Source organism: Arthrobacter sp. Soil_C_49 (genome assembly GCF_057656635.1).
This window is the reverse complement of sequence record NZ_JBDGJZ010000003.1, coordinates 163,638-187,558: the sequence shown is the minus strand read 5'-3', so window position 1 is coordinate 187,558 and position 23,921 is coordinate 163,638. Positions and strand designations below refer to the sequence as shown.

Below are 23,921 nucleotides of genomic sequence, written 5' to 3'. Positions count from 1 at the left end.
CCGGCGCTTGAACAGTTCCACCAATTGATAGGTTCCCGATGCAAACAGTCCGCACAGTCAGCTTCCCCGACCAGCAGCTCCTCGATGATCTCTCACCCCTGCCCGAGGGCCTGCGGGGAGTGGTCTGGGACCTGAAGGAGGATCCCGACGGCGGGACGCTGGCGGAGATCGACGGCGTCATCCTGCCGTACATCGGCGCCGGCGCCGTGCTCGGGTCCCTGTCCAAGGTGGAGCAGCTGAAGTTCGTCCAGACGCAGTCCACCGGGTACGACGGCGTCATTGAGGCAGCCGGCCCGGCCGGCGTCGCGAATGCCTCCGGAGTCCATGCGGCGGCGACGGCGGAGCTCGCCATCGGCCTGATCCTCGCCAAGCTGCGGGGCATCGACCAGGCCGTCCGGGACCAGCAATACGGGCTGTGGCGGCCGGAGCGGCGGCAGTCGCTTGCGGACCGCAGGGTGCTGCTGGTGGGCGTGGGCGGGATCGGGCACGAGATTGCCCGCCGGCTGGAGCCCTTCGAAGTCACCATTACCCGCGTGGGGAGCTCGGCCCGGACGGATGAGCACGGCCAGGTCCACGCGTCCTCGGAACTGGCCGCGCTCGCCGCCTCGCACGACATCCTGGTATCGGTGCTGCCCCTGAATGAGCACACCCACCAGCTGATCGGGGAAGAGGTCCTGGCTGCCCTGCCGGACGGTGCCCTGGTGGTGAACGTGGGCCGCGGTTCCGTGGTGGACACGGCCGCGCTCACCAAGGAAGTCCTCTCCGGACGGCTGCAGTGCGCCATCGACGTGGTCGATCCGGAGCCGCTGCCGCAGGACCATCCGCTGTGGTCCACCACCAACGCCCTGATCACCCCGCACGTGGGCGGCAACGCCTCGGCGTTCCAGCCGCGGATCCTGAAGCTCCTCCGGAAGCAGCTTGAGGCGCTCGCCTCAGGCCAGGCCCCGGCCAACCTGGTGCAGGCAGGTCCGTTCGCATGAGCTCACTTTTTGACCTGACCGGCCGGGTTGCCCTGGTGACCGGTTCCAGCCGCGGGATCGGCAATGCGCTGGCAAGGGCATTGGCCGACGCCGGTGCAACAGTGGTGCTGAACGGCGTCAATGAGGAGCGGCTCAAGGACGCCGCGGCGGCGATGGCTGCCGACTTCGCGCCCGGGCAGGTGCACAGTGTGGCCCTCGATGTCACGAGCGACGCTGAAGCTGCCCGCGGAGTTGCGTGGGTGGAAGAGCATGTGGGGCCGCTGGAGATCCTGGTGAACAACGCCGGGATCCAGCACCGGGTGCCCATGCTGGACCTGGACGTGAAGGACTGGGAACGGGTGATCTCCACGGATCTAACCAGTGCCTTCCTGGTGGGCCGGGAGGCCGCCCGGTTCATGATCCCGCGCGGGCACGGCAAAATCATCAACATCTGCTCGGTCCAGACGGACCTGGCCAGGCCCACCATCGCCCCCTACATTGCCGCGAAGGGCGGGCTGCGGAACCTCACCCGGGCGATGACCGCCGAGTGGGCAGCGTCCGGGTTGCAGATCAATGGCATCGCGCCGGGCTACATCCACACCGAGATGACGCAGAACCTGGTGGACGATGAACAGTTCAATTCCTGGATCCTGGGCCGCACCCCCGCCAACCGGTGGGGGACCGTGCAGGACCTCGCCGGCCCTGCCGTGTGGCTGGCTTCCAGCGGGTCTGACTTCGTCAACGGCCAGACCATCTTCATCGACGGCGGAATGACGGTGGTGGTCTGATGTCCCTGGATACGGCACTGCCTGTCACCGGCCCGGCTGTGGTGGCCCATGCCGCCAACGATCTGCGGATCGATGAACTGGCCCTCGCCGCTCCGGCCCCGGACGAGGCCGTGATCGAGGTGCACTACGGCGGCATCTGCGGCTCGGACCTGCACTACTGGCTGCACGGCGCCGCCGGCGAATCCATCCTGAAGGCGCCGCTGGTGCTGGGCCACGAGATTTCAGGGACTGTGGTCCGTGCCGCTGCTGACGAAACCGGCCCCGCAGCTGGCACACCGGTGGCGGTCCATCCGGCAACCCCCGGCCCTGGCGCCGCACGCTACCCGGAGGACCGGCCCAACCTTTCGCCTGGCTGCACGTACCTGGGCAGCGCCGCACGGTTCCCGCACAAGGATGGCGCGTTCAGCCGCTACGTGAACCTCCCGACGCGGATGTTGCGGACCATGCCGGACAGCATCGACCTCCGCACCGCCGCCCTGATCGAACCGGCCTCCGTGGCTTGGCATGCGGTGGCGAGGGCCGGGGACGTGACGGGAAAATCCGCGCTCGTCATTGGCAGCGGCCCTATCGGCGCGCTCGCTGTCGCCGTCCTGAAGCGGGCAGGCGCAAGCAACATCACCGCCGTCGACATGCACGAGAGGCCGCTGGAAATCGCCAAAGCCGTGGGAGCGGACCAGGTGATCACCGCGGGGGACGCCGACGCGATCGCCGCCGTGGAGGCCGACGTCGTGATCGAATCCTCCGGCAACCACCATGGCCTGGCGTCCGCCATCCAGGGCGCCACCCGCGGCGGCACCGTGGTGATGGTGGGGCTGCTGCCCACCGGGCCGCAACCGGTGCTGATCTCGCTGGCCATCACCCGGGAGCTCGAGCTGAAGGGCTCGTTCCGGTTCAATAACGAGATCGACGACGTCATCGCCGCCCTCGCCGACGGCTCCCTGCATATCGAGCCCGTCATCACGCACGAATACCCGGTGGAGGACGCGCTGCAAGCCTTCAGTGTGGCCCGGAACTCCGCGGAATCAGAGAAAGTCCTGCTCAGCTTCGGCGCTGGCAGCGGATCACTGGCGCCGTGAACCAGCGCCCGTCAGCGGGATGATTTCAAGGCGCGCATCGGGGCCAAGAACCACCAGCACATGCTGCGCTGTGACCGGTTCCAGGGCAGCCGCCACCCGGCTTATGGTTTCGCCGGCAGCAGGGGAACCAGCCCGCTCGGAAGCCGCACTCGACGACGGATGGGCCGCGCCGCCGTCGTCCGCCCTGACCCAGACGGTGACCCTGGCCCCGCCCGTGGCGTCAGCAATGCCCGTCGCCAGGGTGTCAGCCTCCGGCTGCCCGGTTACAAGCGTGATGTGGTCGATGGTCCGCCGCTTGGCGTGCTCCATGGCAGCGAGGAGCGTGCGGTCGTGCCGCCACTGCGCGAAGTGGTAGCCAGCCACCAGCCCGGCAGCCACCAAGAGGCCAAGCGGAGCCCGAATGCGATCCAGCAGGCTGCCGCCGGAAACGCCTCCCAGCAGGAATTCGAAGATGCGGTAGCCGATCACCAGGAGCGTGATGAGTGCGACGACCGCGCTGACACCGAAGAACGCGATGAGGTAGAGCCGGCGTCCGGGCGGGATGGCGCCCGCGGTTTCCGGCCGGTGCTGCGGCTTCCACGCAAGCCACCACACCGGCCCGCCCACCACGAGCGAACTGATGCCACCGAGGAGCAGGGTGCGGGTGGCGCCGCCTGCCAGGGGTGACACTGCGGCGGCCAGCAGGGCGTTGACGATCACGCCGACGCCGGACGCGGCAGCGGCGAGCGCAACCGCCGACGTGACCAGCTGGCTTGCCCGCCGCGTGTCGCGGGATCGCCGGACGGACGTCACGCGATGGTAGCGCCACACCAGCGTCCCCACCAGCGCGGCGGCCACCGCTGGTGCCAGGGGTTCAAGTAGTCCGTTCAAGGGATCGGACCTGTCGAAGGCCAGCCTCAGGAGGACAAAGAGGACCACCGCGGCACCGGCCAGGGCCGTGATTCCGCCGGCAAAGATCCCGACGACGAGCATCACCACGTCCACGAAGCGGGTCCGGAACCGGCGGCCGCCTTCCCGGACCCAATGCCACCACCAGACCACGATCCCGCCGGCTGCCCAGACCAGGGAGCGCAGCGGCGGGTACCACCATGGTTCGATGGCCGCAGTCAGGGGGAATCCGCGGATGGCGACGTCGAGGAGGCCGGCCAGGGCTGCGATCCCTGCCGCAGCGCCCAAGAACAGTCCGAAAACCGACCCGACCACGGCCCGGACATCCTGCAGGTGGCCGGTGGGCTTGTTCGGGTGTTTCCACATCCACAGGTGCCAGGCCCAGATGGCAGTCCACACGATTCCGTTGGCCAGGGAAGGGGCCCACTGGTTCCCGGTCCGGCCGATGGAGGATGCTGCCAGCCCCAGCAGCGAGGTGGTGGCGATGATGAGCGAGACGGCGTACATGGCCGTGAGGTAGAGGCCCCAGCCTGTTGCCGTGCGCTCCGCCTCGTCGCTGAACCGCCGCCAGACAAGCCACCACAGCAGCAGGGCCAGCGGCCCGCCGATGAGGGTGAACGCCAAAGCCAGGGCCAGCCCTGCGGTATCGGCGCCTGCCAGCACGGACCCGGCGGCGAAGAGTCGTTCAAGCAGCCGGCTGAGTCCGGACGCGGCGATCACCACCAGAGCGAACAGCAGGAGGTACTGGATCAGCCGGCGCAGAGTGGCCTGGGCGGGGCTGGCTGTCACATGGCCGAGGGCGGTCATGGCTTCGCCGGAACCACGGTGCAGGATGTCAACGGGTACGGAGCCTGCTCTATTTTCCAGGTGCCGCGCTCCTTGACCAGGGTAAAGGCGTCCTCCATCTCGTATTCCGAGGGACCGAAGGGGCCGCTGCCCTGGGACGACTGGACAATCGAAACCCGCACCGTGGCCCGGTCTCCACGTTCCGTTGTCGAAATCAGGACAACCCTGGACGGCCTTGGCTCGCCGGAGTAGGTGCCGCGGCATTGGGACCTGGCAGCGGCGGTGAGGAATGCGTCAGCCGCAGCCGTATCGCCGTCGATCACGGCATTGCTGTACCGCTGCACTGTGCCTGCCGGGCTGGCCTCCTCCAGCGGCTCGGGCCCGCCGCGGGAAAACACCACGGCAAGGGCTACCACCACCAGCAGCCCGATCACGCCGACCAGCACAAGAAGGATCCGGTCCGGTTTTCGCGCTGCGTCACTCATGGCGCAAGTATGCAGGTTGCAGGCCTTTTTCGCTTGTGTCTTTTGGCCCGGATTCGCTGGGACGGTGCCGCGCCGGACGGTGGCGCGAGGAGCAGCGCTATCGTGGCTTTCAACGGGAATGGTCACCGGCGGGGCCCGGTCCTTCGACGTTATGCGGGCCGCTTCCTGAGCTCAGGGCGGCCCAGGTGGTGGCGGCAGGGGCGTTCGGCCTCACTGGCCAGGCGTGCACAGCGACCTCGAGGGTGTACACCACTCCCGGCATACGGTCCCCGTTCCTTGACGCGCTCGTTGCGGAGGCCGCGAAGTACAGCCCCGGTGGCCGCATGGACTCGGCCATAGGGGCAATGGTGAGCCGGCAACAGTTCGAGCAGGACCAGGATGCGGTGCGGGCCGCCGTCGAACGCGGTGCCAAACTCCTGCACGGACGGTACGACGGCGACCCGTCAGGCCCGCTGTTCTTCCCCGCCGCCGTGCTCACCGACCTGCCAGCGGATAATCCAACGCGGAGCTTTTCGCCGAGCGGGGGTCCCCGCAGGCCGCTTCTGTCCTGGGGAACCTGGGCCGGGATCACGAGGTGGTGGCCGCCAGTCCTGCGGCATCGGACAGCCCTTAGGAGTTAAAAAGCCCAGCTACCGGGCACTCCCGGTAGCTGGGCTTTTAGTGTGGTCAGACGGATTCGGATGCTTTTGCCGGAACCGGAGCGGCCGGCTCCTTAGGCGCCGTTGCTTCAGTCGCGGCCGGGGGAACCGGCTTCTTCTTGAAGCGGCTGGTGATGCTGGTGCCGCCGCCGGTGCGGTTCTTGTTGAAGATGTCGAACCCTACGGCGAGCAGGAGGACCAGTCCCTTGATGAGCTGCTGGTAGTCGGTGCCAAGGCCCAGGATGGACATGCCGTTGTTCAGCACGCCCATGATGAGGCCACCGATCATGGCGCCGGCCACCGTGCCGATGCCGCCCTGGACGGCGGCGCCACCGATGAAGGCAGCGGCGATCGAGTCGAGTTCGAAGCCTGTGCCGCCGGCCGGTTGGGCCGAGTTGAGCCGGGCGGTGAAGACCAGGCCGGCCAGGGCTGCCAGGACGCCCATGTTGACGAAGAGCCGGAACGTGACGGCTTTGGTCTTGACGCCGGACAGCTCAGCGGCGTGGAGGTTTCCGCCGATGGCGTAGGTGTGGCGGCCGAAGACGCTGTTGTTCATCAGTGCCGTGTAGGCGATCACCAGGACGGCCAGCACAATCAGGACGATCGGCGTACCGCGGTAGCTGGCCAGCAGGAACGTGATGATCAGCATGAGGAGGGCGATGAAGGTGGTCTTGGTGGCGAACCAGGCCATCGGCTCGTTCTCGAGATCGAACTTCCGCCGGATCCGGCGTTCCTTCAGCGCCTGGATGAGCAGCGCGGCGGTGGCACCCACGCCCAGGATGACCGTCAGCCATTCCAGGACCGAGTTGCCGCCGGAGATGTCCGGAAGGAAGCCGCCGCCCAAAGCCCGGAGTTCTGCGGGGAACGGGGTGATCTGCTGGTTCTTCAGGGTGATCAGGGTGAGGCCGCGGAAGATCAGCATGCCTGCCAGCGTGACGATGAAGGCCGGGATCCCCACGTAAGCGATCCAGTAACCCTGCCAGGCGCCGACGAGCGCTCCCACCAGGAGGCAGGCGGGAATGGCGAGCCACCAGGCCCAGCCCCAGTGGACGATCATGACACCGGCAACGGCCCCGATGAACCCGGCGATCGAACCCACCGAGAGATCGATGTGGCCGGCGATGATCACCATCACCATGCCAATGGCGAGGATGAGGATGTAGCTGTTCTGGACCACCAGGTTGGTGACGTTTTGGGGTTCCAGGAGGATGCCGTTGGTCAAAACCTGGAACAGCAGGACGATCAGGATCAGGGCAACGAAGATGCCAACCTGCCGCAGGCGGCTTGTGAGGAAGCCGAGCGATTCTCGTAAGGCGGACATGTCCTATTCCTTCTCTTTGGTCATGTAGTGCATGAGGGTTTCCTGGGATGCTTCGGCGATGGGAACCTCGCCTGTGACGTGGCCGGCCGAGAGGGTGTAGATCCGGTCGCAGATGCCGAGGAGTTCAGGCAGTTCGGAGGAAATGACGATCACCGCTTTTCCCTCGGCCGCCAGCTTGGCAATGATCGTGTAGATCTCGAATTTCGCGCCGACGTCGATGCCCCGCGTGGGTTCATCGAGGATTAGGACGTCCGGGTCCGAGAACATCCATTTGCTCAGCACCACCTTTTGCTGGTTCCCGCCGGACAGTTTGCCGGTGATGGCGGCCACCGACGGCGCCTTGATGTTCATGCTCTTCCGGTAGCCGTTGGCGACGATGGTTTCCTGGTTCTTGTCCACCCAGCCGCCCTTGACCAGCTTCCGCAGGGCCGCCATGGAAATGTTCCGCTTGATGTCCTCGATGAGGTTCAGGCCGTAGAGCTTCCGGTCTTCGGTGGCGTAGGCGATGCCGTTCTCGATCGCATGGGACACGGTGGAGGTGTTGATTTCCTTGCCGTACTTGTAGACCTTCCCGGACATCGCGGTCCCGTAGGTGCGTCCGAAAACGCTCATGGCCAGTTCGGTCCTGCCTGCGCCCATCAGGCCTGCGAGGCCAACCACTTCGCCCTTGCGGACGGACAGGCTCGCGTTGTGCACCACCATCCGGGTGTGGTCCTGGGGATGCCTGACGGACCAGTCCTCGATCCGGAGGACTTCCTCACCGATCTGCGGGTTCCTGTCCGGGTAGAGGCTTTCCAGGTCCCGGCCCACCATCCCGCGGATAATCCGTTCCTGGGTGATCTGGCCTTCATCCAGGCGCAGGGTCTCGATGGTTTTGCCGTCGCGGATGATGGTGACGGCGTCCGCCACCTTGCGGATTTCGTTGAGTTTGTGGCTGATGATGATGCTGGTGATGCCCTGGCCCTTCAGGTGGAGTATCAGGTCCAGCAGGTGTCCGGAGTCCTCATCGTTAAGCGCGGCAGTGGGCTCGTCCAGGATGAGGAGCTTGACTTCCTTCGACAGCGCCTTGGCAATTTCCACCAGCTGCTGCTTGCCCACGCTGATGTGCTGGACCGGAGTTACCGGGTTTTCGTCCAGGCCCACCCGGGCCAGCAGTTTCGCGGCCTCCAGGTTTGTTTTCCGCCAGTCCACCCAGCCGTTCTTTGCCTGCTCGTTCCCGAGATAGATGTTCTCGGCGATCGAAAGGTAGGGGCTCAGGGCGAGTTCCTGGTGGATGATGACGATGCCGCGCTTCTCGCTGTCATTGATGCCGGAGAAGTTGCAGGGCTCGTTTTCGAAGAGGATCTCCCCGTCGAAGGAGTTGTGCGGGTAAACGCCGGACAGCACCTTCATGAGGGTGGACTTTCCCGCGCCGTTCTCACCGCAGATGGCGTGTACCTCGCCCCGGTTGACGTCCAGGGTGACGTCCTGGAGGGCTTTCACGCCCGGAAAGGTTTTGGTGATTCCCCGCATTTGGAGAATGGGTGTGTTCATCGTCAATTCCCACTGACTGGTTGAAAAACTTGACCGGCCTGCGACTGCAGGGGCCCTACGGGGAGGGGCTGCGGCCAGGCCGGGATGGCCTGGCCGCAACCCCCGGAAAATTACTTGACGTCGGCGTCTGTGTAGTAGCCCGAGTCGATCAGTTCCTTCTTGTAGTTGTCCGCCGTGATGATCACGGACTTCAGCAGGTACGCGGGAACTACCTTGACCTTGTTGTTGTAGGTCTTGGTGTCGTTGACCTCCGGCTCCTGGCCCTTCAGGACGGCGTCAACCATCTTTACAGCCTGGGAACCCAGCTGGCGGGTGTCCTTGAAGATGGTGGAGTACTGCTCGCCGGCGATGATGGACTTCACGGAGCCCTTCTCCGCGTCCTGGCCGGTGACAACCGGCAGGTCGCCCTTGCCGTAGCCGCCGGTGCTGGTCAGCGCCGAAATGATGCCGATGGAGAGGCCGTCATAAGGCGAGAGCACGCCGTCGAGCTTGGTGCCGGAGCTGTAGGCGGCGGTCAGGATGTCCTCCATGCGCTTCTGCGCAACGGGTGCCTGCCAGCGCAGGATGGCTGCCTGCTCGAATTTGGTCTGGCCGCTGGGCACCTTGAGGGTGCCGGCATCCATGTACGGCTTCAGGGTGTCCATGGCGCCGGTCCAGAAGAAGTTGGCGTTGTTGTCATCAGGGCTGCCGGCGAAAAGCTCAACGTTGAAGGGGCCCTTGCCGTCCACCTTCTTGCCACTGGCATCCACCAGGCCAAGCCCGGTCAGCAGGGACGTAGCCTGCTGCACGCCCACCGTGTAATTGTCGAACGTGGTGTAGTAGTCAACGTTGGGGGTGCCGTTGATCAGGCGGTCATACGCGATGACCTTGACGTTTTGTTCCTTAGCCTTGGCAAGCACGTCGGTCAGGGTGGTGCCGTCGATGGCGGCAATGATCAGTGCCTTGGCTCCCTTGGTGAGCATGTTTTCGATCTGCGACACCTGGGTGGGGATGTCATCGTTGGCGAACTGCAGGTCGGTCTTGTAGCCCAGTTCCTTCAAGGACTTTTCCACGTTCCCGCCATCGGCGATCCAGCGTTCGGAGGTCTGCGTGGGCATCGAGATGCCAACCAGGGAATCACTGGGATTCGCGGAGGCGCTGGACTCAGTCGCCCCGCCCCGGGAGCCGCAACCTGTGGCACCCACAGTGACTGCGAGGGCGACTGCAACGGCGCCCAGGAGTTTCCTAATTCTCACAACTTTCTCCTTCCGCGGAGGTTGTCCGCGAAGTGGTGCTGAGCCGGTAAGCATCTGCGCTTGCCGGCAGGTAAAGCAATAAACTTGTTAGCGCTAACAGGAAACGGTACGTCAGGGCTTATTGTGAGTCAAGTCACTAGGCTAGCCCCTCCTGCAGGATGAGGGTCAACAGGTGAGCTTGGAAGGCGCCTGGGCACGGAAGGTTTAACAGAAGAGGACGACGGCGGAAACCTCCCGCCGTCGTCCTCTTCTGTTTTTTCTTTAGGCTAGAGTGCGCCCTGGTGCCCCGTGCCTGCGGGGATCGGCTCCAGCCGGGTAACCTCGACCGGTTCTGCCAGCAGCCCCTCCAGTGATGCGTTCAGGCGCTGGACCGGGCCGCCTGCACCATGGGCATCCAGCAGCTCGGCGCTTTCCCACTTTTCGATCATGACGATCTGGCCGTTGGGCGCTTCGTGGATGGCGTAGAGGAGGCAGCCCTCCTCTTTGTGGACCTCCGCGATAGCCGGAGTGAGTGCGCTGACCACCTGGTCAAAGGCGCCTTCCCGGGGAGTGAAGATGGCGGTGACTACAACGGGCATTTTTCTGCTTTCCTTTTTGGGTTTCGAAATCGGGACTGCCGGGGTCAGCCTAGCGGCGGCAGCACGGGGGCGATGGCCGCTTCCCGGTGTGCCGCGAGGTTGAGTCCCGTTTCGGTGTCGAAGTAGCTGGCCAGCCGGTCCTGGAACTGGACCGAGCAGGGGTCGCCGGCCATCAGCCGGGTCTGGCCTGGTTGGCGGACCCAGATGAGTTCATCGCGGTTCAGTTCCCAGAGATCCAGGTTCAAGGCGGGGTCGGGCTGGATGCCGATGAGCGTGTCGGCACCGAGGTCTTCCACACGGCGTACCGTTCCCGGCAGGCCGCCCTGGCCCGCACCGGCGGAAACGCTGAGATGTTCCGGCCGGATCCCCACGGTCACCGTTCCATTTCCGAGCGGGTAGCCCTCGGGCGGCGTGAGCCGGACGCCGCCCATGCTGGCGCCGCCGTCGCTCACCTCTGCGCTCATGAGGTTCATCGGCGGGCTGCCGATGAACCTGGCCACGTAGGTGTTCGCGGGGCGGGTGTAGATCTCCTGCGGGGTTGCGTGCTGCTGCACGATGCCGTTGTGGAGGATGACGATCTGGGTGGCCATGGTCATGGCCTCCACCTGGTCGTGGGTGACGTAGACGAACGTCTTGCCGGTGAGGCGGTGCAGCCGGACAATTTCGCCGCGGAGCTCGGCGCGCAGCTTCGCGTCGAGGTTGGACAGCGGCTCATCCAGCAGGAAGAGGGAGGGGTTCCGGATCAACGCCCGGGCCAGTGCCACACGCTGGCGCTGGCCGCCGGAGAGGCCGCCGGGCTTGCGCTTGCCGTACTGGTCCAGATCCAGCATGGCCGAGACGCTGGCGACCTTCTCCGAAACATCCTTGCCTGCGCCGAAGACACGGCGGGCCACTGAGCTGACGCCGGGAATGTGGTGCCACGGCTTGAACTTGTCCAGGGCCAGCGGGAAGGCGATGTTGTCCCGGACGGAGAGATGCGGGTACAGGGCATAGGACTGGAAAACGAAGGCAACATCGCGCTCGCGGGGGCTCTGGCGGTTGACCCGGAGGTTGTCGAAGGCAACGTCGCCGGAGGTTGCATCGGTGAGGCCGGCAATGATCCGCAGCAGTGTTGACTTGCCCGAGCCCGAGGCCCCCAGCAGCACCAGGAACTCGCCGTTGTCCACCTCTGCGCTGAAATCGTGGATGACCCGGGTGTCCCCGAAACGCTTGCTGATGTTGCGTAGTGAAAGCTTTGTCATGATCAACCTTTGACTGAGCCGGCCGTGAGGCCTGAGACGATGCGCCGCTGGACGAGGAGGAAGAAGATCAGTGCCGGCAGGGTGAACAGCAAAGCTGCCGCCATCACTGAGTTCAAAGACGTGAGGTACTGGCCGATGAAGGATGCGAGTCCCACCGATGCCGGCCAGAGGTCCCGCTCGGCGATGAAGGTCTTGGCCAGGAGGAACTCGTTCCAGCCATCAAAGAAGTTGATGACGGCGGCGGCCGCGATGCTGGGCAGGATCAGCGGGATCAGGACCAGCGAGAGGGTGGTCACCCGCGGGCAGCCGTCCACCGAGGCCGCCTCTTCGATCTCGTAGGGGATGGCGTCAATGGCGCCCTTGATGATCCACACGCTCACCGGCATGGTGAACGCGACGTTGGCGAGGATCAGGCCGCCCATGCCGTTGAGCAGGCCCATGGAGGCGAACAGGGCGTAGATCGGAACCACCAGGAGTGCCTCGGGCAGCATCTGGGTGGCAAAGAGGAGGAAGCCGGCGGCACCCTTGCCGTGGAACTTGAAGCGTGAGAGGGCATAGCCTGCGAGGACCGCGAAGACCAGCGAGAGCAGCGTGGTGCCGCCGGCGATGACCACCGAGTTGGTGAGCCACTTGAAGATGGGGACGCTGCCGATCACATCACTGAGATTGGCGAGACGTTCCCAGTGCGGCCACCAGCCCTGGGCCTGGCCGTAGAGTTCGGAGTCCTCGCTGAGGGCCGTGTTCAGCATCCAGTACAGCGGGAAGCCGGAGAAGAGGACAAGCGCTGCCAGCATGAGGTAGCGGAAGGGCTTGCTGAACTGCCGCTGGCCGGGTGCCTTCAGCCTGAACTTGTGGGGCGCCTGCTGCAGCGGGTGCTGTGCTTGGTCGGTGCTCATGGTCTAGGCCTCCTTCGCGGCGTTGCGCCGCTCGATGATGAAGTACACAACGGTGACCAGCAATGAGAGCACCAGGCCCAGGGCGCCGATGGCGGCGGCCCTGCCGAGCTCCTGGTTGCTGAACGCCTGGCGGTACACGTTGACCACCAGTGTGTTGGTGCTGTCCACCGGTCCGCCGCCGGTCAGGAGGTAGATGATTTCAAAGCGGCGGATGGACCAGATGGTCATGAGCAGGGTAACCACCCTGACGGTTGGCGCGATGTGCGGCCAGGTGACGGCCTTGAAGGTTTCCAGGGCGCCGGCACCGTCCATCCGCGTGGCTTCGTAGAGTTCGGCGGGGATGGACTGGAGGGATGCGAGGACCACCAGCATGACCAGCGGCATGACCTTCCAGACGGAGGTCAGCACCACGGCGGCCATGCCGTACTTTGGATCGACCAGCCAGCCCTGCTGCCCGACGCCGAAGACGCCCACCACCTCGTTGAGGACGCCGTCAGAGCGGTTGAAGATCCAGCTGAAGATGAGGGCCGTGGCCACGGTGGGAACTGCCCACGGGAAGGTGATGATGGCCCGGACCAGCGTCCGGCCCTTGAACGCCCGGTTCAGGAGCAGGGCGGACCCGGCGCCGATGGCGACGGCGAAAATGACCGTTGCGGCCGTGTACAGGAGGGTGGCGCCCAGGGAGTTGTAAAACTGGCTGCTGCCCAGGAGCCGCGAGTAGTTGTCGAAGCCGACGTTCGTGCCGCCGTCGGGCTTGACCAGCGGGGTCTTGGTGAAGCTGAGCTGAACGCCTTGTACCACCGGGATGATCATAAAGATGACCAGGTAGATCACGGCGGGGCCGACGTAGATGTAAGGGGAGATCCGCTGCCACATGTGGTGCCGGGAGGGAGCGTCCTGTAGTTGATCCTGCGCCACGGCCGGCGGGGAGATGGAAGTTCGGAGCGACATTGCCCTGATCCTTTGCTTGGTCCGCTCAGCCGAGCAGCTGAGTTACTTGGGTCTGCGCTGTTGAGAGCGCGGTTGCAGCGTCGCCGCCGTCCACGAGGTAGCGTTCCACCTGCGTCATGACTTCGCGCATGATGGCCTTGGTCTGCGGTTCAAAGCCCTTGATGAGGGGGCTCCTCGATTCCGCGGCGAGGTCGATGAACGCCTTAGCCCACGGGTTTGCGGCTGCGTAGTCAGGGGCAAGCGGTATATCCGTGGCAAGCGTGGACGGACCCATCGCCGTCCGCAGTGCTGCCTGGCCCTCGTCCGAACCCACCCAGCCGACGAAGTCGACGGCCAGGTTCTTGTTCTTCCCGTACCCGTTGACCGCCAGCACGATTTCCTGGTGCGCGGACGGCCGGGGGAGGGGGATGCGTTCCGCGAATCCAATGTCCGCGGACGTGAGGGCCTTTGAGGAGCGCAGGATGCCCGCCACCGTGGAGGAGACGTCGATCATCATGCCCAGCCGGCCTTCGCGGAACTTGGTGCGCATGGTGGATGCGTCGTCACCGATGGGCATGGCACCTGAGCGGTAGATCTTGCCGAAGGCTTCAACGCCGGCAATGTTTTCGGCTGAGTCGATGGTTGGACGGGAACCGTCCGACCATGATCCTCCGTGCCCGTAAGTCCAGACGTCAAAGTCCATGAACCACGAATCGAACTCCGTCATTTGGTGGCGGACGCCGAAACCGTCCAGCCCGGTAGCCGAGCGGATCTTCGCGGAAGCCTCAATGATCTCATCAACGTTGGACGGCGGCGTCACCCCTGCCTGGTCCAGGACTTTGCGGTTCCAGAAGAAGTTCCAGTTGAGCCGTTCCCACGTGATTCCGTACTGCACACCGTTGACCAGGCCGGACTTGTTGGTGTGGTTGAAGGCGTTGCCCTTGTGGGAATCCATGACGGACGTCAGGGGTGCCAGGATGCCGGCATCGGCCAGGGGATAGAAGTTGACGTCCTGGACCACGAAGACGTCCGTGCCGCCCTTGCCGCCAAGTTCGGTGTTGAGTTTGTCGGCAAAGGACAGGAACGGGGTGGTGCTCTGTGCGAGGACCGCGGAAGGATTGGCAGTCTTGTAGGCCTGGATGGCCTGCCACATCGCCTCGCCGCGGCCCGGCTCCAGCCACTGCCAGCTGCCGAACTTCAGGGTTCCCCCGGCCGACGCGGCCCGGTTGGGGTCGATCGCGGGGGTGGCCCCGCAGCCGGCCAGGAACAGGCCGGCTGCGGTGGCTCCCGCGGCCCCCAGGAATGAGCGGCGGTCGATCATGGTGCCGGGACCGCCTCAAGTACCAGGGCTTCGGTCTCGCGCCGCAGCTTCAGCGCCACGTCCAGCGAGGTATCGATTTCGACGTCGTCCCAGCCCACGATGCCGCCCTCGGGTACGTCGTTGACCAGTTTGACGTGGTGGGCCATGGCGACGGGCAGCGCACGGTCCCGGACTGACTTCTCTGCCGAGATCAGCTTGCCCCACACGGTGAAGCCGCCTTCGCCGTCGAGGATTTCCCCGGCCCGCAGGTCTTTCTTGGCACAGGCTACGACGTCCGCGTGGAAGCCTTCGGGTGCACCGGTGGCGACGCCGCGCAGGACGGCGTTGGCAATCGATACGTTCAGCTCAAGCCCCACGTAGTGGTACGGGCGGTAAAGGGCCGCGTATTGTCCGGTGGGGTCCGGGTGCCAGGGGTATTCCTGGAAGCAGCCGGAGACGTACTGGTTGGTTGCCTTCACAACAACGAAGACTCCCTCCTGGGTGTTGTGGGGGATCCAGTCTCCCTCACGGGTGACGCTGGACATGACGTCCACACTTCCATTGTTCGCCAAAACGCCGCCGTCCGCTGCCGGGCGGCAGATGGTTGCGATTTCCTCGACGTCGCCGGGTGTAAAGGTCAGGCCCTCGTCGGAGGGGCGGAGGCCGGCCGCGTTTGCAACAGCTGCCATCTCGATGGCGGCCTTGGTGCCGTCACGGAACGAGGTGTGCATATAGGGGTTGAGCTGGCCGGAGTCCGTCAGTTCCTTCGAGAACTCCCAGTTCTCCCAGACGTTGTCCGGGTTCATCTGGTGGTAATGGGAAAGGTACTTGGCGCCCTTGCCAGCACAAACAACGTCGAAGCCGGACGTCCTTGCCCAGTCCACCAGTTCCCAGATCAGTGCCGGCTGGTCGCCGTACGCCAGGGAGTACACCACGCCTGCTTCCTTGGCGCGCTTTGCCAGTGCCGGTCCGGCAAGGGCGTCTGCCTCCACCGTCACCATGATGATGTGCTTGCCGGTCTCGATGGCGCGGAGGGCGTGATTAATGCCCACAATCGGGTTGCCGGTCGCTTCGACGATGACGTCCAGGTCCGCCTCGAAAAGGGCCGCAGCATCGGTGACCACCGTGGTGGCCCTCGAGGCGAGGGCAGCGGGGATGTCTTCCACAAATGCTTCCTCAGGCCAGTCAACCAGCTTGAGGGCTCCCTTGGCGCGCTCTCCGTTGATGTCAGCGATGGCCACAACGTGAATGCCCGGGATGTTCCGTGCCTGTGCCAGGTACATGGTGCCGTACCGGCCCGCGCCGATCAGGCCAACGCGGATGGGAGCGCCTTCGGCCTCGCGCTGGGTCAGGAGTTTGTGGAGATTCATGGCTACCTTTCATGGGAACGGCGCTGCCCGGTATGGGTGCGGACCGACGGCGTGGACATGCACGCCGAGTACTGGGAGGTCCCACCGGACAATCCCGGGCAATGCTCTCAGCTTCGAAAGCATCGCCGGCGGCGATTAGTAAACGCAGTGGAACCGGTTACACTTTTATGTCATGAGGTGTTGCCGAAGGTCAATACCCTAGGCTGAAAAAGTTCCGGGATGACTCCGGAAAGCCCGGAGCAGGACGAGGAGTGAGTGTGCAGAAGCAACCGACGATCCGCGACGTCGCCCAGGCGGCAGGCGTATCCGTCGCGGTGGTTTCCCGGGTCCTGAATCCGGGCTCAGGACCCGTTGCGGCCGCAACCAGGGGACGCGTCAACGACGTGATGCAGACCCTGGGCTATCACCCGCGCACGGCCGCCCGGGAACTGAAGCACGGGCCGCCCACCACGCTTGGCCTCCTGCTCGCGGATGTCTCGAATCCTTTCTTTGCCCGGCTTGCCGACCGTGTGGTGCAGGAAGCCCACGCCCGCGGGATCCAGGTGCTGCTGATGACAACCCAGGAAGACGACCACCTGGAGTCCGAGCGGCTTGCCACCCTGATGGAGCGCCGGGTCAGCGGGATTATTGCCACGCCCACGGGCAACAACCTGGACATCTGGAGGAAGCTGCAGGAAGTCGGCACCGACGTGGTCTTCGTGGACAGGTCCATCCCTGCCATGCCCGAGGTGGACGTGGTGAGCATCAACAACACCGAGTCAGCCCGTGCAGCCACGGCACTGATGGCCGCTTACGGGCACCGGCGGATCGCCATCATTTCAGGCCCGGCATCCTCCACTACCGGCCGGGAAAGGATTGCCGGCTACCGTGAAGCCCTGGACGCTGCGGGGCTTGATTACGATGACCAACTTGTACGTTCCGCCGCCTTCCGAGGTCCTGCCGGCGGCGACGCCGCGACCGCCCTGCTCAACCTCGCGGAGCCGCCAACGGCGCTTGTTGTGGCCAATACCGCGCAGGTGACCACCGTGCTCCGGCGCCTTTCCCATGCGGGAATCTCGATTCCGGACGAACTCTCGCTGATTGTGTTCGAGGATTCCCCCTGGACGGAACTGGTGACGCCGCCGTTGACGATTGTCCGGCAGCCCGTCGATCTGCTCGCCCGGCACTCCGTCCAACTGGCGCTCTCCAATGCAAACGCGGGCGGCCCCGGCAAGCAGACAGTAATCCGCGTCGAAGCCGAGCTGGTGGAGCGGTCCAGTGTTGCCAGGCCAAGGGCCTAGGATCGTCGGCCGGACCCCGGGCCAGCAGTTCCTCGTCAGCCGCTTTTCCCGCCACCCCAGTTGTGATACAAAAGTGTACCGGTTCCACTCCTTCCCTTCTTCTCCCGGGCGCCCTTGCAGACGCCTTCTGTAAAGGAAACGACAAATGACGGACTCCAGCCGCCCTTCCATCGCCCTGATGGGCCTGGGCCCGATGGGCGCACCCATGGCCCACCGGCTCGCCGCCGCCCACGGCGGCCTTGTTGTGTGGAACCGGACCTTCGCGAAGACCGGACCCCTCGTTGCTGCAGGTGCGCGTGCCGCTACCTCACCGGCCGATGCCGCCTCGGACATTGTCCTGACGGTCCTGCCCGACCTGGCCCAGGTGGAGTCCCTTTTGCCAGGGCCGGACGGACTGCTGGCAGGGTGGGCAGCCAAGGGTATCGCGCACCCCATCCTCGTGGTCCATGGAACGGTGTCGCCGGTGGCTGTCGCGGCATTGGCCGTGCGCCTTGTCGAAGAGCATGGCGTCAGGGTCCTGGACGCGCCCGTCAGCGGCGGCACCATCGGCGCTGACCAGGGAACGCTGAGCATTATGGTCGGCGGGGACGACGCATCGGTTCGGGCTGTCGAGCCATGGCTGAACGCCATGGGCAGCACCGTACGCCATATGGGTCCCAGTGGATCAGGCGCGCTGGCGAAGGCGTGCAACCAGGTCATTGTCGCCGCTACCGTTACCGCGGTTTCCGAGGCGATGCTCCTGGCCAGAAGCGGCGGACTGGACCTGGCCGTCCTGCTGGAGCTGCTCCGGGGCGGGCTTGCCGATTCCGAGGTCCTGCGGCAAAAAGGCGAGCGCTGGATCACCGGCGATTTCACTGGCGGCGGCAGCGGGCAGAACCAGCTCAAGGACCTGGGTTTTATCCTTGAAGCGGCCTCCACGGAAGGTGTGGACCTGCCGCTCAGCACCACCGTGGCAGGACTCTTCGACCGGATGGTCAGCCGCGGCGACGGCCCCCTGGACCATACGGGGATCGTCCGGACGCTCGAACAGGGAACTGCGGCCCCCTCAGCCCGCAGCTAGCCGCATCCGAAGCGATTCAAGAAGCAGCTCAAGGCCGGTCTCGAAGGCCTTGTCGCTGCGTGCCCGGCCATGCCCGGAGGCTTTGACCAGCCGGGACAGGGTGGCCGCGGATTCGGTGGGTGCCCACACGTCGTCCGGCGCAGCAAGGTCCAGTCCGGCGCCGAGCGAGAAGGAATCGATCACGGAGATGATGGTCAGCACGTCCCCGTCCGGAAAGCCGCCGGCGACCAGTGCCGAGGCCATGCGCTCGTAGGCGCTGATCACGCCGGGATCGGTGATGGTCTTGCCAACGATAAGCGGCACCACGAACGGATGGGCCGCGTACATTTCCCGCTGCCCGCGCACAATGAGTGCAACCACCTCATCCCAGCTGACATCCTCAGGCACCTCCGGGATCGACTGCGCGCCAAGCCGCGCCCGCATCAGTTCGATGATCTCGTCCCGGCCCGAAATGTGGTTGTAAAGGGATGACGCCGTAACGCCCAGGCGGCGGGCGAGGGCATTTACGCCGAAGCCGGCCCCTTCATCCACCAGTTCGATGGCGGCATCCGCGATGCGGTCCACCGAGAGGATCGGTGTCCTGGGCCGTGGCATGGGGCTCCCTTCGTCAGATGCCAGTCTATGGACTCTTCCCTTTGACGCAGGTCACATGCATAATAAAACGAACGCCATTCGTTTTAGCGGGAACTGCCGGACCGGCAGCAGGCACGCCGGATGCAAGGAAGCATCCGGCGCAATCCCAAAGCCCGCGCCTTCACCTGTTCAAAGGACAACCAATGACCCAGCCAGAACCCCAGCGGCTTCCGCTGACCACCAAACGCGCGGTCTCCACCTTCGGCATCGGCGTAGTGGGCTTCATGAGCGCCAACCTGGTCCCGTTCATGATCCTCGCCATCCAGGATTCACTCGAGGTGGGAGCCACGGAGGCGGGAACGCTGATGACGGCCTGCCTCCTGGCCACCGCCCTCGCGTGCCTCGCCGTGACCCGCTTTACCGAAGGCCGCCGACGCTACCTCGTGGCCCGGCTGGGGCTGCTCATGACGGCGGCCGGTTTCGGACTCGCCGCCCTTGACCTGGCACCGGCCGCGGTGATCACCGGAATCATCGCCGGCGGCATCGGGGCCGGCGGCGCCGTGGCCTCCGGCGGGGCCGCATTGGCCGCACTGCGCAATCCGAACCGCGCCTCCGGCATCAGCGGACTCGCCAACCGCGCCATCGTCACCGTTGTCCTGGCCATCATTCCGGCCGTGGGCATCGGCATGGGGAGCGCTTTCGGTTTTGTCGCGGGCCTGGCCCTTGCGCTGCTGTTCACTGCCGGGTGGCTGCCCATGGCGGAGGGACCGGCGATCCATGAGGGTGTGCCGGACGCGTCATCAACGGACAGCACGACGGCGGCCGTCACCGCCGCGGGCGATGTCAGCACCAGGACTATCACCTTCGCCGGCTTCGCCTTGCTGTCGGTCTTCGCCCTCTGGGCGATCGGCGAGGACTCCCTGTGGGCGATGTCCGGAGCCATCGGCGTGGCCCAGGCGGGGATGACGGAGGAACAGCTGGGGCTGGTGCTGAGCGCGTCCACCGGCGGCGGCCTGCTCGCTGCCATCGCACTGATATTCCTCGGAACCAGGCTGGGCCGGGCCCTCCCGCTGGGCATCCTGCTGGCGCTCGGCGCCGCGTTGAAACTGACGGCCTGCCTGACTACCGACTCCACCACCTACCTCGTCACCATGATCGCCTGGAACACCGTGTACGCGATCGCCTTTATGTACTTCATCGCCACCGCCGCAGCCCTGGACGCCAGCGGCCGCTGGTCCGGCCCCGTGCTGGGCGTGTACCTGGTGGGATCCAGCTTCTCGCCCATGTTCGGAGCCTGGATCGGGGAGGCGTTCGGCTTCCCCGCGCTGGGCTGGGTCCTGGCCGGCTTCAGCCTGGTGCTCCTGGTTCCGGCAGTCCTGATCGCCCGGCTTTCCTCCCGGGTAGAGGCAGTGAACGCCGCCAAAACCTCCAACTCACCCGATATCGCCACCATCCGAACTGCAGGAGTATAAAAGCCATGACCGAGCTGTACTGCAATGCCCGCGTCTTCACCGCCGACGGGTCGGCACCCTGGGCTGAAGCGTTTGTTGTTGACGCCGGCAGGCTCACCCACGTGGGCACCAACGCCTCCGCCGACGCGGCAGTCGGGTCCGCCGCGGAGGTCATCGACCTTGGCGGCCGGCTGGTGCTGCCGGGATTCATCGACGCCCACACCCACGTGATGATGCTCGGGGAGGCGCTCGGGAAAGTAGCACTAACCGACGCCAGGTCCCTGTCCGACATCCAGGAACGCCTGAGCTCCGCCCGCGCCGCGGACCCTGGTGCGCAGCGGATCCTGGGCAGGGGCTGGCTGTTCGACTCCCTGCCCGGAGCCCCCACCGCAGCCATGATCGACGAGGCGGTGTCAGATGTACCCGTCTACCTCGACGCCAATGACTACCACTCCTGCTGGGTGAACCGGGCCGCCTTGAAAGAGTTGGGCATCAACCGCGATACCCCGGATCCGCTCGGCGGCCGCATCGGCCGTGACGGCCAGGGCGAGCCGGACGGAATGCTGTACGAGACTGCCGCGCAGCAGTTTGTATGGCCGTTCCTGGGGGAGGTGACGTCGGACGCTGACCGGGATGCCGCCGTCGAACGTTCCCTCGAGGCGTACCTCTCCGCCGGAGTGACCGGTGCGGTGGACATGGCGTTGGGCGAACTGGACCTGGCCGCCTTCCGGCGGGCCGCGGAACGGCGCGGCGGCAGGCTGCCGCTGCGCATCGTGGCGCACTGGTTCATCCACAACACCGGCGATGAGGCCGAAAACCTGGCCCAGGTGGAACGCGCAGTGCTCCTGTCGCGGGAAATCAACACGGAGTGGCTGCGGGTGGCCGGCATCAAGCTGGCGCTCGACGGCGTGATCGATGCCTGCACCGCTGCCATGAACCAGCCCTACGCGGACGGCTCCCAGGCAGGGCCCATCTGGGCGCCGGAGCAGCTCACTCCCGTGGTGGCAGCAGCCGATGCTGCCGGACTGCAGGTAGCCCTGCACGCCATCGGGGACCACGCCAGCGATATTGCGCTGGACGCCCTGGAACACGCGGCGGCGGTGAACGGACCGCGCCACCGCCGGCACCGGATCGAGCACCTCGAATACACCTCGCCGGAAACGCCGGCACGGATGGCCAGGCTCGGCGTGACCGCCTCCATGCAGCCCGTCCACGCTGACCCTGCCATCTACGGCAACTGGGTGGCGATGCTCGGCGACGACCGGCCGGACCGCAGCTTCGCGTGGCCCGAATATGTGGCAGCAGGAGCCCTCCTGGCGTTCTCCACCGACGCTCCCACGGCGCCCTATGATGCCCTGCAGAACATGTTTGTGGCCGCCACCCGGAAGTCGGCGCTGGATCCGTCGTATCCGCCGAACAACCCGCACTTCGCCCGGCCCCTGGCCGAGGCGATCGGGCACGCCACGCGCGACGCCGCCGCCTCCGTGATGGAGGAGGACCGGAGGGGCCGGCTGGTGGCCGGGCTCGCCGCGGACTTCGCGGTGCTGGACGCTGATCCGTTCGTGCACGGGGAGGAATCGCTGCTGGATGCACGCGTCCTGCGCACCGTGGTGGGGGGCCGCACGGAGTACCTCGCCTGACACCTGTATCCACTGTTTCACACCGGGCACGCCGGAAAGCTGCCGGGACGCCGGAACGCTTCAGCGTCCGGGCAGCGTTCCGGCGAATCCGGCGCTGGAAGGGCAGTGGACGACGGCGGGAGGTCCCGCCGTCGTCCGCCTCCAGGGGGAGTCCGGTAGCCTGTTGAAATGGTGCGAGGAATGGCTGAGTACGGGGCAGAAGGCATCCTGCTCGCCGGCGCGGGACGGGCCCTGCTCCTGCAGCTTGCGGATCCGGCCGTGGGCCGCGGTGTTGACGAGCACAGCACGTTCGTGGGCCGCCCGGTCAACAGGCTCAAAGGCACCCTCACGTACGTCTACGCCATTGTGTACGGCACGGATGAACAGGTGAACGAGGTCCGCCGCAGGGTCAACCGCGCCCACGTCCCGGTCCGCAGGGACCATGACGGAACCTCCGCGGGCTACAACGCCTACGATCCCGAACTGCAGCTCTGGGTGGTCGCCACGCTGTATGACACCGCGGTGACCATCATCGAGAAGATCTACGGCCCGCTCGACGACGACGTGGCCGATGCCATGTACCAGGACTACGCGAGGATCGGCACAGCCCTGCAGCTTCCGCCCCACATGTGGCCGGAGGACCGGGCGGCGTTCAGCCGCTACTGGAACGGGCGCATCGCCACACTCCGCGCGGAGGAAGGCGGGGTGCGCGTGGGCCGCGGGCTGCTGTACCCGACGCACACGGCGATGTGGTACCGCGCCATCATGCCCTCCGCCAGGTTCCTCACCGCCGGGCTCCTGCCCGACCAGCTCCGCCAGGACTTCGGCCTTCCATGGAACGAGCGCCGCGAGCGCCGCTTCAACCGCACCATGGGGGTCCTGGCCGTGGTGTACCCGAAACTGCCCCGCAGCCTCCGGCACTGGTTCAAGGACTACTGCCTGAACAGCCTGGACGCCGACATCAGGGCAAAGAACCAGTCCGGCAAGCGTCAGGGAGTCCGTGCATAGTTCCACCCCGGTAGAGCAGCGGATCGACGAGCGGGCCCGCCGCTTCCTGGCGCAAGGCACGGCCGGCGGTGCCAGGGCAAAGCTCACCGAATTCGTGGTCTTCGGCCTCAAGCAGGGCTGGGCCTGCATCTTCGGAGCAGCCCTCCTGGCAGTGCTGATGGCAGCGCGGCTCTGGTATCCGGACGGCGCCGGACTGGCCAGGAATGATTTCCTGACACTGGCGGCCGTGGCCATCCAGGTCCTCATGGTGGTGTTCAAGCTGGAGACCCTCCGGGAACTGCGCGTCATTATCCTGTTCCACCTGGTGGGCACCGTGATGGAACTGTTCAAGACCGACGTCGGCTCCTGGTCCTACGAGGCGGAAGGCATCCTCCGGATCGGCGCGGTCCCGCTCTTCAGCGGGTTTATGTACGCCGCGGTGGGCTCGTACATGGTCCGCGTCTACCGGCTCTTCGACCTTCGCTTCGCCAAGTACCCGCGGCGCTGGATCACGGCAATTGCTGCCGCGGCCATCTACGCCAATTTCTTTACCCACCACTACATCTGGGACCTGCGCTGGGTGCTGCTCGCCGCCGTCGTGATCATTTACGGCCGGTGCGTGATGCACTTCCGCGTGTTCCGGAAGCACCACCGGATGCCGTTGGTGATCGCCTTCTTGTTGGTGGCGCTGTTCATCTGGATCGCCGAGAACATCGCCACCTGGTCCGGTGCCTGGCTGTACCCGAGCCAGGTGGACGGCTGGCATCCGGTTTCGCTGGACAAGCTGGTGTCCTGGTTCCTGCTGATGATCATCTCAGTGGTGCTGGTGGCCTGGGTGTACAAACCCCGGCCGCCGGACAGCGGGGCTGGCCGGGAAGAGCCCGCCGAGCGGCAAGGTAAGCTCGCTTACTAATCCTGATTGCCGTA

General features: G+C 65.7%; 21 protein-coding genes and 1 pseudogene. 10 read left to right on the top strand and 12 right to left on the bottom strand.

Annotation, left to right across the window (positions count from 1 at the left end; genetic code table 11):
• Nucleotides 1–38: 38 nt before the first annotated feature.
• The 3 genes from AC3A4Z_RS07125 to AC3A4Z_RS07115 are packed head-to-tail and all read left to right on the top strand — an operon-like array spanning nt 39 to nt 2,823.
• Nucleotides 39–980, top strand: coding sequence for a 2-hydroxyacid dehydrogenase (locus AC3A4Z_RS07125; RefSeq protein WP_498710932.1), 942 nt, complete (start codon nt 39–41; stop codon nt 978–980).
• Nucleotides 977–1,747 (top strand): SDR family oxidoreductase, encoded by a 771-nt coding sequence (locus AC3A4Z_RS07120; protein WP_498710931.1) that lies wholly within the window; start codon nt 977–979, stop codon nt 1,745–1,747. Before AC3A4Z_RS07125 ends, AC3A4Z_RS07120 begins: the two co-directional genes overlap by 4 nt.
• Nucleotides 1,747–2,823: an L-idonate 5-dehydrogenase gene (locus tag AC3A4Z_RS07115; protein ID WP_498710930.1), complete on the top strand. Its 1,077-nt coding sequence runs from the start codon at nt 1,747–1,749 to the stop codon at nt 2,821–2,823. The genes AC3A4Z_RS07120 and AC3A4Z_RS07115 overlap by 1 nt, the downstream gene beginning before the upstream one ends.
• On the opposite strand, the gene AC3A4Z_RS07110 is transcribed toward AC3A4Z_RS07115, so the two are convergent.
• Both AC3A4Z_RS07110 and AC3A4Z_RS07105 read right to left on the bottom strand, forming a co-directional pair.
• The gene (locus AC3A4Z_RS07110) at nt 2,809–4,518 is read right to left on the bottom strand and encodes a DUF5671 domain-containing protein (protein WP_498710929.1); all 1,710 of its coding nucleotides are present in this window, start codon (nt 4,516–4,518) and stop codon (nt 2,809–2,811) included. The two genes, AC3A4Z_RS07115 and AC3A4Z_RS07110, sit on opposite strands and share 15 nt — an antisense overlap.
• Entirely contained in the window at nt 4,515–4,982 is a 468-nt protein-coding gene (locus tag AC3A4Z_RS07105) for an LpqB family beta-propeller domain-containing protein (RefSeq protein ID WP_498710928.1), read from the bottom strand. The genes AC3A4Z_RS07110 and AC3A4Z_RS07105 overlap by 4 nt, the downstream gene beginning before the upstream one ends.
• Nucleotides 4,983–5,155: 173 nt before the next feature.
• Between AC3A4Z_RS07105 and AC3A4Z_RS07100 the strand changes: the two are divergent.
• Nucleotides 5,156–5,479, top strand: a pseudogene (locus tag AC3A4Z_RS07100) (aldehyde dehydrogenase family protein); the annotation flags it as partial.
• 169 nt (nt 5,480–5,648) lie between these two features.
• Here the strand turns inward: AC3A4Z_RS07100 and mmsB are convergent.
• From mmsB to AC3A4Z_RS07055, 9 genes are all read right to left on the bottom strand, one after another.
• The gene (gene mmsB / locus AC3A4Z_RS07095) at nt 5,649–6,941 is read right to left on the bottom strand and encodes a multiple monosaccharide ABC transporter permease (protein ID WP_498710927.1); all 1,293 of its coding nucleotides are present in this window, start codon (nt 6,939–6,941) and stop codon (nt 5,649–5,651) included.
• A gap of 3 nt (nt 6,942–6,944) precedes the next feature.
• The gene (gene mmsA, locus AC3A4Z_RS07090; RefSeq protein ID WP_498710926.1) at nt 6,945–8,474 is read right to left on the bottom strand and encodes a multiple monosaccharide ABC transporter ATP-binding protein; all 1,530 of its coding nucleotides are present in this window, start codon (nt 8,472–8,474) and stop codon (nt 6,945–6,947) included.
• A 110-nt stretch (nt 8,475–8,584) separates the two neighbouring features.
• Entirely contained in the window at nt 8,585–9,709 is a 1,125-nt protein-coding gene (chvE, locus tag AC3A4Z_RS07085) for a multiple monosaccharide ABC transporter substrate-binding protein (protein WP_498710925.1), read from the bottom strand.
• A gap of 266 nt (nt 9,710–9,975) precedes the next feature.
• The gene (locus tag AC3A4Z_RS07080; protein ID WP_498710924.1) at nt 9,976–10,287 is read right to left on the bottom strand and encodes a putative quinol monooxygenase; all 312 of its coding nucleotides are present in this window, start codon (nt 10,285–10,287) and stop codon (nt 9,976–9,978) included.
• A 44-nt stretch (nt 10,288–10,331) separates the two neighbouring features.
• A complete protein-coding gene (locus tag AC3A4Z_RS07075; protein ID WP_498710923.1) occupies nt 10,332–11,528 on the bottom strand; it encodes an ABC transporter ATP-binding protein in 1,197 nt (398 codons plus the stop codon).
• 2 nt (nt 11,529–11,530) lie between these two features.
• A complete protein-coding gene (locus AC3A4Z_RS07070) occupies nt 11,531–12,424 on the bottom strand; it encodes a carbohydrate ABC transporter permease (RefSeq protein ID WP_498710922.1) in 894 nt (297 codons plus the stop codon).
• Nucleotides 12,425–12,427: 3 nt separating this feature from the next.
• Nucleotides 12,428–13,375 (bottom strand): ABC transporter permease subunit, encoded by a 948-nt coding sequence (locus tag AC3A4Z_RS07065; RefSeq protein ID WP_493971975.1) that lies wholly within the window; start codon nt 13,373–13,375, stop codon nt 12,428–12,430.
• Between the two features lie 25 nt (nt 13,376–13,400).
• Nucleotides 13,401–14,675 (bottom strand): extracellular solute-binding protein, encoded by a 1,275-nt coding sequence (locus AC3A4Z_RS07060; protein ID WP_498710921.1) that lies wholly within the window; start codon nt 14,673–14,675, stop codon nt 13,401–13,403.
• On the bottom strand, nt 14,672–16,024 hold the full coding sequence (locus AC3A4Z_RS07055; protein WP_498710920.1) for an NAD(P)H-dependent oxidoreductase: 1,353 nt from the start codon (nt 16,022–16,024) through the stop codon (nt 14,672–14,674). The genes AC3A4Z_RS07060 and AC3A4Z_RS07055 overlap by 4 nt, the downstream gene beginning before the upstream one ends.
• Before the next feature lie 257 nt (nt 16,025–16,281).
• Here AC3A4Z_RS07055 and AC3A4Z_RS07050 point away from each other — a divergent pair, with 257 nt between their 5' ends.
• The gene (locus AC3A4Z_RS07050; protein ID WP_498710919.1) at nt 16,282–17,304 is read left to right on the top strand and encodes a LacI family DNA-binding transcriptional regulator; all 1,023 of its coding nucleotides are present in this window, start codon (nt 16,282–16,284) and stop codon (nt 17,302–17,304) included.
• A gap of 145 nt (nt 17,305–17,449) precedes the next feature.
• Nucleotides 17,450–18,364, top strand: a complete 915-nt coding sequence (locus tag AC3A4Z_RS07045; RefSeq protein ID WP_498710918.1) for an NAD(P)-dependent oxidoreductase — start codon at nt 17,450–17,452, stop codon at nt 18,362–18,364.
• Here AC3A4Z_RS07045 and AC3A4Z_RS07040 read toward each other — a convergent pair.
• Nucleotides 18,350–18,958 (bottom strand): TetR/AcrR family transcriptional regulator, encoded by a 609-nt coding sequence (locus tag AC3A4Z_RS07040; protein ID WP_498710917.1) that lies wholly within the window; start codon nt 18,956–18,958, stop codon nt 18,350–18,352. The two genes, AC3A4Z_RS07045 and AC3A4Z_RS07040, sit on opposite strands and share 15 nt — an antisense overlap.
• A gap of 182 nt (nt 18,959–19,140) precedes the next feature.
• On the opposite strand from AC3A4Z_RS07040, the gene AC3A4Z_RS07035 reads away from it, so the two are divergent.
• The 4 genes from AC3A4Z_RS07035 (at nt 19,141) to AC3A4Z_RS07020 (ending at nt 23,907) form a co-directional block, all read left to right on the top strand.
• The gene (locus AC3A4Z_RS07035; RefSeq protein WP_498710916.1) at nt 19,141–20,409 is read left to right on the top strand and encodes an MFS transporter; all 1,269 of its coding nucleotides are present in this window, start codon (nt 19,141–19,143) and stop codon (nt 20,407–20,409) included.
• Nucleotides 20,410–20,414: 5 nt separating this feature from the next.
• Nucleotides 20,415–22,028: an amidohydrolase gene (locus tag AC3A4Z_RS07030; RefSeq protein ID WP_498710915.1), complete on the top strand. Its 1,614-nt coding sequence runs from the start codon at nt 20,415–20,417 to the stop codon at nt 22,026–22,028.
• Between the two features lie 180 nt (nt 22,029–22,208).
• Nucleotides 22,209–23,015: an oxygenase MpaB family protein gene (locus AC3A4Z_RS07025; protein WP_498710914.1), complete on the top strand. Its 807-nt coding sequence runs from the start codon at nt 22,209–22,211 to the stop codon at nt 23,013–23,015.
• Nucleotides 23,008–23,907 (top strand): DUF817 domain-containing protein, encoded by a 900-nt coding sequence (locus AC3A4Z_RS07020; protein ID WP_498710913.1) that lies wholly within the window; start codon nt 23,008–23,010, stop codon nt 23,905–23,907. The genes AC3A4Z_RS07025 and AC3A4Z_RS07020 overlap by 8 nt, the downstream gene beginning before the upstream one ends.
• The last annotated feature ends 14 nt before the right edge of the window (nt 23,908–23,921 follow it).

Bases quoted from the DNA above. Each gene is read 5' to 3' on its own strand.
- AC3A4Z_RS07045 (WP_498710918.1), top strand. From the start codon at position 17,450: ATGACGGACTCCAGCCGCCCTTCCATCGCCCTGATGGGCCTGGGCCCG.
- AC3A4Z_RS07065 (WP_493971975.1), bottom strand. From the start codon at position 13,375: ATGTCGCTCCGAACTTCCATCTCCCCGCCGGCCGTGGCGCAGGATCAA.
- AC3A4Z_RS07030 (WP_498710915.1), top strand. From the start codon at position 20,415: ATGACCGAGCTGTACTGCAATGCCCGCGTCTTCACCGCCGACGGGTCG.
- AC3A4Z_RS07055 (WP_498710920.1), bottom strand. From the start codon at position 16,024: ATGAATCTCCACAAACTCCTGACCCAGCGCGAGGCCGAAGGCGCTCCC.
- AC3A4Z_RS07025 (WP_498710914.1), top strand. From the start codon at position 22,209: ATGGCTGAGTACGGGGCAGAAGGCATCCTGCTCGCCGGCGCGGGACGG.
- AC3A4Z_RS07075 (WP_498710923.1), bottom strand. From the start codon at position 11,528: ATGACAAAGCTTTCACTACGCAACATCAGCAAGCGTTTCGGGGACACC.
- AC3A4Z_RS07070 (WP_498710922.1), bottom strand. From the start codon at position 12,424: ATGAGCACCGACCAAGCACAGCACCCGCTGCAGCAGGCGCCCCACAAG.
- AC3A4Z_RS07035 (WP_498710916.1), top strand. From the start codon at position 19,141: ATGACCCAGCCAGAACCCCAGCGGCTTCCGCTGACCACCAAACGCGCG.
- AC3A4Z_RS07060 (WP_498710921.1), bottom strand. From the start codon at position 14,675: ATGATCGACCGCCGCTCATTCCTGGGGGCCGCGGGAGCCACCGCAGCC.
- AC3A4Z_RS07125 (WP_498710932.1), top strand. From the start codon at position 39: ATGCAAACAGTCCGCACAGTCAGCTTCCCCGACCAGCAGCTCCTCGAT.
- AC3A4Z_RS07115 (WP_498710930.1), top strand. From the start codon at position 1,747: ATGTCCCTGGATACGGCACTGCCTGTCACCGGCCCGGCTGTGGTGGCC.
- AC3A4Z_RS07110 (WP_498710929.1), bottom strand. From the start codon at position 4,518: ATGACCGCCCTCGGCCATGTGACAGCCAGCCCCGCCCAGGCCACTCTG.
- mmsB (WP_498710927.1), bottom strand. From the start codon at position 6,941: ATGTCCGCCTTACGAGAATCGCTCGGCTTCCTCACAAGCCGCCTGCGG.
- mmsA (WP_498710926.1), bottom strand. From the start codon at position 8,474: ATGAACACACCCATTCTCCAAATGCGGGGAATCACCAAAACCTTTCCG.
- AC3A4Z_RS07040 (WP_498710917.1), bottom strand. From the start codon at position 18,958: ATGCCACGGCCCAGGACACCGATCCTCTCGGTGGACCGCATCGCGGAT.
- AC3A4Z_RS07120 (WP_498710931.1), top strand. From the start codon at position 977: ATGAGCTCACTTTTTGACCTGACCGGCCGGGTTGCCCTGGTGACCGGT.
- AC3A4Z_RS07105 (WP_498710928.1), bottom strand. From the start codon at position 4,982: ATGAGTGACGCAGCGCGAAAACCGGACCGGATCCTTCTTGTGCTGGTC.
- AC3A4Z_RS07080 (WP_498710924.1), bottom strand. From the start codon at position 10,287: ATGCCCGTTGTAGTCACCGCCATCTTCACTCCCCGGGAAGGCGCCTTT.